This is a genomic window from Anaerotalea alkaliphila, from assembly GCF_010179735.1.
GTDB classification, from domain to species: Bacteria; Bacillota; Clostridia; order Lachnospirales; family Vallitaleaceae; genus Anaerotalea; species Anaerotalea alkaliphila.
On record NZ_JAAEEH010000018.1, the window covers coordinates 47,116 to 58,247 of the forward strand.

At 58.9% G+C, this 11,132-nt stretch carries 10 protein-coding genes; 1 reads left to right on the forward strand and 9 read right to left on the reverse strand.

The genetic code is table 11. The features are described 5' to 3' along the window. Window positions 1-2: 2 nt before the first annotated feature. A complete protein-coding gene (locus tag GXN74_RS07900; protein WP_162370393.1) occupies window positions 3-503 on the reverse strand; it encodes an NfeD family protein in 501 nt (166 codons plus the stop codon). Between the two features lie 164 nt (window positions 504-667). On the opposite strand from GXN74_RS07900, the gene GXN74_RS07905 reads away from it, so the two are divergent. Continuing rightward, the gene (locus GXN74_RS07905; RefSeq protein WP_162370394.1) at window positions 668-1,456 is read left to right on the forward strand and encodes a tetratricopeptide repeat protein; all 789 of its coding nucleotides are present in this window, start codon (window positions 668-670) and stop codon (window positions 1,454-1,456) included. On the opposite strand, the gene GXN74_RS07910 is transcribed toward GXN74_RS07905, so the two are convergent. The 8 genes from GXN74_RS07910 to rplM form a co-directional block, all read right to left on the reverse strand. Beyond that, a complete protein-coding gene (locus GXN74_RS07910; protein WP_162370395.1) occupies window positions 1,453-2,253 on the reverse strand; it encodes a TrmH family RNA methyltransferase in 801 nt (266 codons plus the stop codon). The two genes, GXN74_RS07905 and GXN74_RS07910, sit on opposite strands and share 4 nt — an antisense overlap. Next, window positions 2,246-2,908 carry a potassium channel family protein gene (locus GXN74_RS07915; RefSeq protein ID WP_162370396.1) on the reverse strand — a complete coding sequence of 221 codons (663 nt, stop codon included), beginning with the start codon at window positions 2,906-2,908 and terminating at the stop codon, window positions 2,246-2,248. Before GXN74_RS07915 ends, GXN74_RS07910 begins: the two co-directional genes overlap by 8 nt. Window positions 2,909-2,921: 13 nt before the next feature. Beyond that, the gene (locus GXN74_RS07920; protein ID WP_162370397.1) at window positions 2,922-4,295 is read right to left on the reverse strand and encodes a TrkH family potassium uptake protein; all 1,374 of its coding nucleotides are present in this window, start codon (window positions 4,293-4,295) and stop codon (window positions 2,922-2,924) included. A gap of 33 nt (window positions 4,296-4,328) precedes the next feature. Beyond that, complete coding sequence (locus GXN74_RS07925; protein ID WP_162370398.1) at window positions 4,329-5,237, reverse strand: zinc ribbon domain-containing protein; 909 nt, start codon at window positions 5,235-5,237, stop codon at window positions 4,329-4,331. A 39-nt stretch (window positions 5,238-5,276) separates the two neighbouring features. After that, entirely contained in the window at window positions 5,277-6,242 is a 966-nt protein-coding gene (pfkA, locus tag GXN74_RS07930) for a 6-phosphofructokinase (RefSeq protein ID WP_425481843.1), read from the reverse strand. A gap of 100 nt (window positions 6,243-6,342) precedes the next feature. Further along, window positions 6,343-9,843 carry a DNA polymerase III subunit alpha gene (locus GXN74_RS07935; protein WP_162370400.1) on the reverse strand — a complete coding sequence of 1,167 codons (3,501 nt, stop codon included), beginning with the start codon at window positions 9,841-9,843 and terminating at the stop codon, window positions 6,343-6,345. A 149-nt stretch (window positions 9,844-9,992) separates the two neighbouring features. Beyond that, window positions 9,993-10,385, reverse strand: a complete 393-nt coding sequence (gene rpsI, locus GXN74_RS07940; RefSeq protein ID WP_162370401.1) for a 30S ribosomal protein S9 — start codon at window positions 10,383-10,385, stop codon at window positions 9,993-9,995. Window positions 10,386-10,409: 24 nt separating this feature from the next. Further along, window positions 10,410-10,844, reverse strand: coding sequence for a 50S ribosomal protein L13 (gene rplM / locus GXN74_RS07945; protein ID WP_162370402.1), 435 nt, complete (start codon window positions 10,842-10,844; stop codon window positions 10,410-10,412). Between the last annotated feature and the right edge of the window lie 288 nt (window positions 10,845-11,132).

Sequence of the window (11,132 nt, forward strand, 5' to 3'; positions counted from 1 at the left end):
ATTCAGTTCTCCTTTGCTGTCTGGTCCTGTTTCTCCGTTTCCTGTCCTTCCATCTTCTCAACGATCAGCTTCACCCCTTGGATATCCACCACCACCACGGTGCTGCCCGCGTGGATAACCGGCGTTTCCCTGGCCCCGCCGGGCCCAGGGACAGGGGCGGCCTTCGCACTCCAGACCTGCCCTTGCAGCTTCACCTGTCCTTTGCCTTCCATGTTGTTTATGGTCTGGATCACATGGCCTGTCTTTCCGATGTCCGCCTCATAGTTCGTCCTGGTGATCCGAGGCTTCAAACGCTTCCTGGCCAGAGGATAGATGAGCCAAAGGAGCAGGGCGGACAGCACGATGAACACACCGGCCTGCCACTGGAAGGAAAGACCGGTAAAGGAAAGAAGCAGGGCGACGACTCCAGCAACCGTGAACCAGATGGATGTCAGGGACATGGTTGCCACTTCCAGCAGCAGTGTTGCGATGATCACAACCAGCCAAAGCACATACGGTTCCATAAGTTCCCTCCTTTCCCTAATTCTGCTCTTATTGTACCCAATTTTCCCCCACATTGCAATGAAGAGTTCGACGATGCAGGCGCAACCGACAAACCATTTGCATAATTCCAACCGGCATGCTACCATGGGGATGGAAAAATTTCTCTGGAAAGGAGTTGGTCGCTATGGCAAGACAATGGTTCTTGCGGCGCTGGACCGGAACCCTGCTGGGGTTGGCGGGACTGTTCCTGCAGTACGGAAGGAAGCGGCCGGACCGGGCCATGGGGTTTTATGGCAGGGCCCTTGGGATGGGGACCAGACACATCCCCGTACTTGGGTCCTATGGCCTGCTGCTTCTGCGCGGGGGCTCCTATGCTCAGGCAAAGGAAGCTTTTGAACAGGCCCTTGCGAATTCCAAGCATTTCTATGTGAACAAGACCATGAAGGCAAACATCGCCCTATGCCTCTGGAAGCTGGGCCGGGTGGAGGAGGCGGTCCTTGCCTACGAGAAGCTCCTCTACGACATGGCGGACCTTTCCCGCCCTGTGGACTGGAGCCCCGCCGAACGGGAGCATCTGCTGAAGGAAAACCCCTATTTCACCGCCCAGGACTTCGTGTCCCTGGGGTATCTCCATCTGGAACTGGGGCACCTGCGGGAAGCCAGGTTCCATACGGAGGCGGCCCTGGAACGGTCCCCGGACCTCTCCACCGCCTACGACAATCTGGGGCAGATCCATCTGGCGGAAGGGAAGGGGGACCAGGCCAAGGCGGCTTTCGAGAAGGCCCTTTCCCTCCATCCCGGGCAGGTGGACAGCCTCTACCACCTGGCACGCCTCCGCCTTGGGGAAGGGGACTTGCCCGGATCCCGGGAATTGGCCGGGAGGCTGTTGGCAGTCCCCATGGACGGCCTCAATTCCATCACCCCGGAAATGGCCCGGACTTTGGCTGAAGACGTCGAGAAGGCAACCCCTTAGGGTTGCCTTCTCTGCCGCAGCGCCTCATACAGGAGGACGGATGCGGCCACCGCCGCATTCAAGCTTTCGGCGCCTCCGGGCATGGGGATCCGGACCCGCCCCTGGGCCGCCTCCAGCAGCTCCCTGCTGATGCCCCTGCCTTCGTTCCCCACCAGGATGCAGACCTTTCCGGAAAGGTCTGCCCCAAAGAGGTCTTCGCTGTCTTCCAGGGCCGCAGCCCAGGTGGCCACCCCCCGTTCCCGGAGGAACTCCAGGGCTTCCCCCAGGTCCAGGTCCTGGACCACCGGAATGCGGCCGATGGACCCCATGGTGCTTTTCAGCGCCTTCGGATGATGGATGTCCGCGCTTTCCTTCGACACCAGTACTGCCCTGGCCCCCGCCGCATGGGCCGTCCGGATGACGGTTCCCAGGTTTCCGGGGTCCTGGATCCTCTCCAGTGCCACCAGCAGGGGATTCCCCTCCAGGTCCAGCTCCTCCAGGGCGGTGGTGCTGGTCCGGACCACCGCCAGCACACCGCTGGGCGTGTTCTCCTCCGATATTTTCCTGAATACGGCCTCCGATACGGGCTGGCAGGGGACACCGGCCTCCCGTAGGGCTTCCAGCCAATGCCCCTCCCTCTCCTGGAATTCCTGGGTGTGGTAGACCTCCCGCAGGCTGCCGGGGGACGCTTCCCGGATGGACTTCTTCCCTTCCAGGAGGTAGACCCCCTCCCTTTTCCTGAAGGCGGCCTTCTCCCGCAGCTTCTGCAGTTGTTTTATTTTCCCGTTCGCCGGGCTGCTGATGATCGCCCTAGACATTTTTCATGTTGATCTTCCGCAGATTGTCGTTGCTTCCGATGACCACCAGGACATTCCCTGCCTGCAGCACCTTGTCCGGCCCCGGCGTGACGGAGATGTCCTCCCCGTCCCGGATGGCCATGACATTCACCCCATAGACGACCCGCAGGTTCAGCTCCCGAAGGGTCTTGCCGATCCAATGGTCGTTGACGGCGATTTCCACGATGCTGTAGTCGTTGGACAGCTCGATGTAGTCCACGAAGTTGTCGGAAATGATGTTGTTGGCGATCCGGACCCCGATCTCCCTTTCCGGAAAAATCACCTTGTCCGCCCCCACCTTCTCCAGCACCCGCTTGTGGATGCTGTTCTGGGCCTTGGCCAGGACATATTTTACCCCCATTTCCTTGGCCAGGATGGTGGCCATGATGCTGGCCTGCATGTCGTTGGAGATGGCCACCACCGCCACGTCGAAATTCCGGATCCCCAGGGAGTGCAGGGCGTCCTGGTCCGTCACGTCCGCCTGGACCGCATGGGTCACATACTCGGAGATTTCCTGGATGATCTCCTCGTTCCTGTCGATGGCCAGCACGTCGCAGCCGTTCTGGGACAAGGTCTGGGCCACGCTCCTGCCGAACTTGCCCAACCCAAACACAACAAAATCCTTCTGTTTTGCCATATGTACTCCTTTGTCAACCAACCATTATTTTTTCTTCCGGCATGTGGATGCTGGACTTGTGGGTTCCCCGGAGGGAGAATGCAACCGCCAGGGTGACCGGCCCCAACCTGCCGGCAAACATGGTGAAGCTCAAGAGCAGCTTGCTGGCGGTCTCCAGGTCCAGGGTGATGCCCAGGGTCAGTCCCACCGTCGCGAAGGCGGAAACCGTTTCAAAGAAGATGTTGATGAAACTGGTCTCCTCCGTCATGGAGAGCGCCAGGGTGACGGCGATGACCATGAAAAGGCTGATCATGACCACAGCCAGGGCCCGCTTGATGGTGGTGTCGGGAATCCTTCTTTTGAAAGCCACAAGCTCTTCCTTCCCCTGGACGACCGACAGCATGGAGAGCAGCAGCACGCCCATGGTCACCGTCTTCACCCCGCCCGTTGTGCCCCCAGGGGATCCCCCGATGAACATCAGGATGATGGTGACGAACTTGGAACCGTTGGTCATCACATCCAAAGGCATGGTGTTGAATCCCGCGGTCCTGGCCGTCACCGACTGGAACAGGGCCCCCAGGAACTTGTCCTTTGCCCCCAGCCCTCCCAGGGTGTTGGGATTCCATCCCTCCGCCACCAGAAAAAAGACGGCGCCGCTGAGGATCAGCCCCAGGGAAATGGACAGGACCAGCTTGGTGTGCAGGGAGAGCTGGCGGAACCAGCGCCGCCAGGTATAGCGCTTCCTGTACCTGTCCTTGGTGACCCGCACCAGGTCCATCCATACGGAAAAACCAAGGCCCCCCAGGATGATCAGGGACATGACGGCGAAATTCACCAGGATGTCCCCCCGGTAGGGGATCAGGCTTTCCTGGCCGATGATGTCGAAGCCCGCATTGCAGAAAGCGGACACGGAATGGAAGATCCCCATGAATATCCCGTAGGCCCCATATTCCGGAACGAACTTGATGCTCAGCAGGACCGCGCCGATCCCCTCGAAGATCAGGGTCCCCAGGAGGATGTTCACCACCAGCTTCACCATGCCGGAAATGGAGGTCTGCCCCAGGGATTCCTGGATCACCAGCCGTTCCTTCAGGCGGATCTTCTTCCCCAACAGGATGAAGAAGGTGGTGGTGATGGTCATGAAGCCCAGTCCCCCGATTTGGATCAGCAGCAGGATGACCAACTTCCCAAACATGGTCCAGTGCTCCATGGTGTTCACCACAACCAGACCCGTCACGCAGACGGCGGAGGTGGCGGTGAACAAGGCATCCACAAATCCTATGGACAGGCCGCTCCTGCTCGCCACCGGCAGCATCAGCAGCATGGTTCCGAGGGTGATCACCCCCAGGAAACCCAGGACAAGGATCTGGGTGGGATGCAGTTTGAATGCATCTATATTGATTTTCATAACGCCTCCCTGGTCCGGCGAACCGGACCTCTATCACAGCTTCTCCAGCTCTTTGTTCTTGTAATGGGCCACCAGCAGGGTTGTTGTCATGATCCAGGCCCCCGTCAGGGCCACCCCCAGAAGCAGGTAGGGGGTTTCCTGGATACGGACCCCGTACAGCCGGTCGTTTACGGCAATCCCCTCCATGGTGATCCGGACGGCGTTTATCCTGTCCCCGCCCCGGATGGCCCCCTGGGCCCGGAGGGCGAACATGTTCAGGTAGGGCACCTTCATGGCCATGGTCTGCAGTCCGGTAAGGAGGAGGGCCCCCACGGCCCATCCCCGGACCAGCTCCATCCAGCGCAGTCTTTTGTCAAGCCAGTACAGGGGAAGGCTGAGGGCCGCCAACAGGGCTGCCAGCAGCAGCCCGAAGGTGTAGGCCATATGGACACCGGCGGGTACGGAGATCCTGCCGGTGCCGTCCACTTGCGGGACCTTTGCCTGCTCACGGCCGGCGGCGGCCAGGTACGCGGCCAGGTCCAGGGGCGACCAGCGGGCCAGGACCTGGTCCTCGGGAACCTCCGTGCCCGGAGGAAGGTTTCCGACTCCAGGTTCCAGGAACCCTAGGGTTCCCTCTTCCACCACCATCCCCCGGATGGTTCCGGACCCCGTCAGGACGAACCAGGGCAGGGTCATGACGAAAAGGAGCGCCAGGACCAGAAGGGTGGAGATGCCCAGAAGGCCGACGACGAAGGGGGTGCGCAGGGGCTTTTCCTTGGCTGGCGCCTGCCCCTTCCCTTCCTTGCCTCCCGGCTTCCTCGTCCGGTCCTCCTCTTCCAGGATGCTCCGGATCAGGGCGTCGAAATCCTCCACCGCATCCAGCCGCAGGCTCTCACCGCAATATTTGCAGACCGTGCTGTTTTCTTCCAACGGCTTCCCGCACCGCAAACAATTGATGGACATGGCGGTCCTCCTTTCTGTTCTGGGCAGGGGAGCCGCTGGTCATCTGGACTCCAACAGCCTTTCCACTTCCCTGGCCCGGGGCGGGATGGATTTCTCCATGGCCAGGGCCTCGTTGATGTCGAAATCCATATACTCGCCGTTCTTGAAGGCCACCACCCTGTTGGATTTCCCTTCGCACAGCAGGTCCACCGCTGCCGCCCCCATCATGGACGCATGGTACCTGTCCAGAGCGGATGGGCTTCCTCCCCGTTGCAGATGCCCCAGGATGGTGGGTCTGGTCTCGATCCCTGTGATCCTCTGGATCTTTTCGGCCAGCTCGTTGGTTCCCCCTACGCCTTCCGCCATGATGATGAGGTTGTGCTTCTTCCCTTTTTTCTTGTTCTCCAGGATCCGGCGGATCAGGTCGTCCTGGGTGATGTTCTCCACCTCCGGCAGGAACACCTCCTCGGCGCCGTTGACGATTCCGCACCAGAGGGCGATGTATCCAGCATGGCGTCCCATGACTTCCACGATGGAGCAGCGTTCATGGGACGTGGATGTGTCCCGGATCTTGTCGATCGCTTCCATGGCCGTGTTCACGGCCGTATCGAAGCCTATGGTGTAGTCCGTGCAGGCGATGTCCAAGTCGATGGTCCCGGGGATGCCGATGGTGTTGATCCCCTGATGGGCCAGGCGTTCGGCCCCCTTGAAGGAACCGTCCCCGCCGATGACCACCAGTCCGTCGATGCCGAAAACCTGGCACATTTCAGCGCCCCGTTTCTGTCCTTCTTCGGTCATGAACTCCTTGCACCGGGCGGTCTGCAGGATGGTCCCTCCCCGCTGGATGGCGTCGGAGACGCTTCTGGAGTCCATCTCGAATATGTCTCCGCTCAAAAGGCCGCTGTATCCCTTGCGGATGCCCATGACCTTCTTCCCCCTTGCCAAAGCCGTCCGGACCACCGCACGGATTACCGCATTCATGCCTGGAGCATCTCCTCCGCTGGTGAGTACGCCGATTGTATTGATTTCTTTTGACATCTGATTACCTCCACGACTCTTGATTGCATTGTCAGTCATTATTGTATTACATCTCACCGGTTATTTCAACTGGATGCGGGTAAAGATTTCAGCGCCCCTCCTCCAGGGTTCCCCCCTGGCGCTTCACATTCCCCTGTCCCAGCAGTCCCTCCAGCTTCCGGAGGAGCTCCGGCGTGGGGCGGACCCCTTTCTCCCCGCGCTTCTTCTGCTTCTCCTTCCGCAGGATCAGGAATACGGGCGCCTCCCCCGGCTGGCCTTCCAGCAGGGCATGGACCTGCTCCGCCAACTGGTTGTAGCTCTCCAGGTCGGCGAAGAACAGCCCCAGCCTTTCCGGGGCCGGGGCCTCCCGCGCCGGGGGAGCCCCTCCTCCCTCCCCAAAGAGGGCCATGGTGTCGCAGACCAGCTTCGCATCCTGCTCTTCCTGGACCGTCACCCTGCCCTTCACGAAAATCTTGTTTTCCAGCAGCAACAGGTCCTTGTACTTCTCGTATTGCCGTGGAAAGACCACCACTTCCACCGTTCCCAACAGGTCCTCCAGGGTGAGGAAGGCCATGGTCTGGCCGTTGCGGGTGTTTTTGACGCTTTTTTCCGACAGGAGGCCTCCAATCACCGCCTGCTGGCCTTCCACCACCCGCAGCCCCCCCTCCTGGGCCTCTTCCACATAGAGGAAATCCGCGCTTGTGTTGCTGGTCTTCCTCCGCCACTCTTCCTCATGCCTGCTCAACGGATGGCCGCTGACATAGATTCCCAGCATTTCCTTCTCGTGGGCCAGGAGCTGGTCCTGGGGGAATTCCCCCGTCTCCGGAAAGTGGTCCGCCGCGTCCGGTTCCTCTGCGGCCCCCAAGTCGAAGAGGTTCACCTGCCCTTCCATGACGGATTTCCGTCCGATGGCCGCGGCGTCCAGCAGGGTCTTGCAATTCTGCATGTACTGCATCCTGGTGCCTCCCAGGGAATCCAGGGCCCCCGCCAGGATCAGCCCTTCCAGCGCCCTCTTGTTCAGGTCCCGGCCGTCCATCCTGCGCACCAGCTGGGTCATGGAGCGGTAGGGGCCGTTCTTCTTCCTCTCCTCCACCAGGGCCTCGATCACCGGACGCCCCACATTCCGGATGGCGGACAACCCGAACCGGATGCTGTCCTTGGAGACGGAGAAGTTCCAATCCCCTTCGTTCACGTCCGGCGGCAGGATCCGGATGCCCATGGCCTTCAGTTCCAGGACGTATTCCGCCACCTTGGGGGTGTTCCCCATGACGGAGGAGATGAGGGACGCCATGAACTCCACCGGGTATTTGCACTTCAGGTAGGCGGTCTGGTAGGCCACGATGGCATAGGCCGCGGCATGGGATTTGTTGAATGCGTACTTGGCGAAATCCTCCATGTCGTCATAGATTTTGGCCGCCACCTTCTCGTCGATCCCCTTCGCCACGCAGCCCTCCACCCCTTCTTCCGGGTTCCCGTAGATGAAGTTCTGCCTTTCCTTGAGCATGATGTTGCTTTTCTTCTTGGACATGGCCCTGCGCACCAGGTCGCTCCGGCCCAGGGTGTATCCCGCCAGGTCCCGGACGATCTGCATCACCTGCTCCTGGTAGACGATGCAGCCGTAGGTGGTCCCCAGGATGGGTTCCAACTCCTTGCAGTCGTACTGGATCCTGTCCGCGTTCCTCTTCCCCTGCACATAGGCGGGGATGGAGCTCATGGGGCCCGGTCGGTAGAGGGAAATTCCGGCGATGATGTCCTCCAGGTTCTCCGGCCGGAGCTCCTTCATGAAGGACTTCATCCCTTCGCTTTCCAGCTGGAACACCCCCTCGGTCCTTCCAGAAGAGATGAGTTCATAGACCTGGGGATCCCCATACTCCAGGTTGTCCAGGTCCAGCTGGATCCCCCGGTCACTGAACACCGCCTCCACCGTGTTCTGGATGACCGTCAGGGTCCTCAGCCCCAGGAAGTCCATCTTCAGCAGTCCAAGCTCCTCCAGGGTGTTCATGGGGAACTGGGTGGTGACGGCGCCTTCGTTGGAGGAAAGGGGGACATAGGCGTACACGGGCGCATCACAGATTACAACGCCGGCCGCATGGGTGGAGCTGTGCCGGGGCAGCCCTTCCAGGCGCTTCGACATGTCGATCAGCAGCCTGACCTCCTCCTTCTGGCTGTAGAGGGCCGCCAGTTCCTTGTTCATGGAGAGGGCCTTTTCGATGGTCATCTTCAGTTCCTGGGGGATCATCTTGGCCACCGCATCCACTTCCGCATACGGCAGGTCCAGGGCCCTCCCCACATCCCGGATGACGGCCCTGGCGGCCATGGTGCCGAAGGTGATGATCTGGGCCACCTTCTCCTCTCCATACTTCTCCACCACATAATCGATGACTTCCTGGCGCCGCTCGTAGCAGAAGTCGATGTCGATGTCCGGCATGCTTACCCGTTCCGGATTCAGGAACCGTTCGAAAATCAGGTTGTAGCGGATGGGATCGATGTCGGTGATCCGCAGGCAATAGGAGACCAGGCTTCCCGCTGCGGATCCCCTGCCAGGACCCACGATGATCCCATGGTCCCGGGCGTATTTGATGAAGTCCCACACGATCAGGAAATAATCCACATACCCCATGTTGCCGATGACATCCAGCTCGTAGTCTAGCCTGGGCAGCTGCTCCTTGGCCCGCTCCCCGTACCGCCGGGCAAGCCCCTCCAGGCAAAGCTCCCGCAAATATTCCACTGGACCGGTCCCCGAGGGGACCGGATAGACCGGCAGCTTCAGCTTCCCGAACTCCAGCTCCACATTGCACCTTTGGGCGATCCTTTCCGTGTTGGCCACCGCCTCGGGCAGGTCCTTGAAGATGGACTCCATCTCCTCCGGGGATTTGCAGAAGAACTGGCCTCCCTGGTAACGCATCCGGTCCTGGTCCCCCACCTTCTTGTTGGTCTGGATGCAGAGGAGGATGTCGTGGGCCCTGGCGTCCTCCTCGAAGGTGTAGTGGATGTCGTTGGTGGCCGCCAGCGGGATCCCCAGTTCCCGGGACAGGCGGGCCATCTGGACGTTCACCCTTTTCTGCTCCTCATAACCGTGATCCTGGACCTCCAGGTAAAAATTGCCCTCCCCGAGGATCCGCACGTACTCGACGGCGGCCCTTTTCGCCTTTCCGTAGTCCTCCTCCAGGAGCGCCTGGGAAACCTCCCCTCCCAGGCAGGCGCTCAGGCCGATGAGCCCCTCCCGGTGTTGCCGGAGCAACTCCTTGTCGATCCTGGGCTTGTAGTAGAAGCCTTCCGTGAAGGCGAAGGAGACCAGCTGCATGAGGTTCCGGTATCCCGTTTCGTTTTCAGCCAGCAGCACCAAATGGTGGTTGGCCGCATCCCCTTTGCCTTCCTTGTCCTTCCTGGACCGGGGGGCCACATACACCTCGCATCCGATGATGGGTTTGATCCCCTCGTTCCTGGCTTCCCGGTAGAAGTCCACCACGCCGTACATGACCCCATGGTCCGTGATGGCAAGGCTCTCCATTCCCAGTTTCTTGGCCTGCCGCACCAGTTCCCCTATTTTCGAGGAGCCGTCCAGGAGGCTGTATTCCGTATGCACATGCAGATGTGTGAATTTGGCCATGGCCGCACTTCCTTTCGATGAAAATTCCATTTCTCCATTATAGCACAGCCAGCCGGTCTTGTGCGGAAAAATCAGGACATCCCGGGGGTCCGGGACATAAGAAAAACCCCCGGGAACACTGGTTTCCCGGGGGTTTTGTCGGACGTCCTTTATCTCTTGGAGAACTGGGGCGCGCGACGGGCGGACTTCAGTCCATATTTCTTTCTTTCCTTCATTCTGGGGTCCCTTGTCAGGTATCCGGCCTTCTTCAAAGCGGGTCTGAACTCCAAATCCGCTTCCAGAAGGGCTCTGGAGATACCGTGGCGGATCGCGCCGGCTTGTCCGGTGTATCCTCCCCCTTTGACTGTTACCAGAACGTCAAATTTGTCTCCTGTCTGTGTAAGCTCCAGGGGCTGGCGCACAATCACCTTCAACGTTTCCAATCCGAAGAAATCTTCGATGTTTCTTTTGTTTACCGTTATGTTTCCGGTGCCGGGAACAAGATATACCCTAGCAACGCTGCTTTTTCTACGTCCTGTACCATAATACTTAGCTTGTGCCATTTTTTTTCCTCCTTCCAGCTGCAATTAGAATTTCAATTCCAGAACTTCTGGCTGTTGAGCTTCCTGGTTGTGTTCAGCGCCTCTATAGACACGCAGTTTCTTCAGCATTTGACGTCCCAGCTTCGTGGAGGGAAGCATGCCCTTCACCGCATGCATGACCACTTCTTCAGGTTTTTTGATCATCATGTCGCGGTATTTGATCTCGCGCAATCCACCTGGATGGCCTGTATGGTATCTGTAGTATTTTTGGTCCAACTTGTTTCCTGTCAGGACAACCTTGTCTGCATTTATTACAATCACATGGTCACCGGTATCCACATGTGGTGTGTAGATGGCTTTCGTCTTACCACTGAGGACTTTGGCGACTTCTGATGCCAGTCTACCTAGAGTTTGTCCATTAGCGTCAACAACATACCACTTTCTCTCAATGGTTTGCGCATTTGGCATGAATGTTTTCATCGGGTTTACCTCCTTCAAATTGCTCTACTGTATTCGATTTCAATTTTCTACTGTACGATTAAAACCCGGGGCTAAGGGATTTTAACTTACAAACTCACGCTTCAATATTATAGAACACGATGCCTGGCGTGTCAAGGATTATTTTTTGTTGTCCTCCGTCCCCTCTGATTCACATATGATAATGTCCTATTGTAACGCAAATGATTATGTCCCACTTCCGGTCATGGTGTACAATGAACCTCATGCGACAAAATACAATACATCGAGGTGGCCGCTATCAGAAAGGTA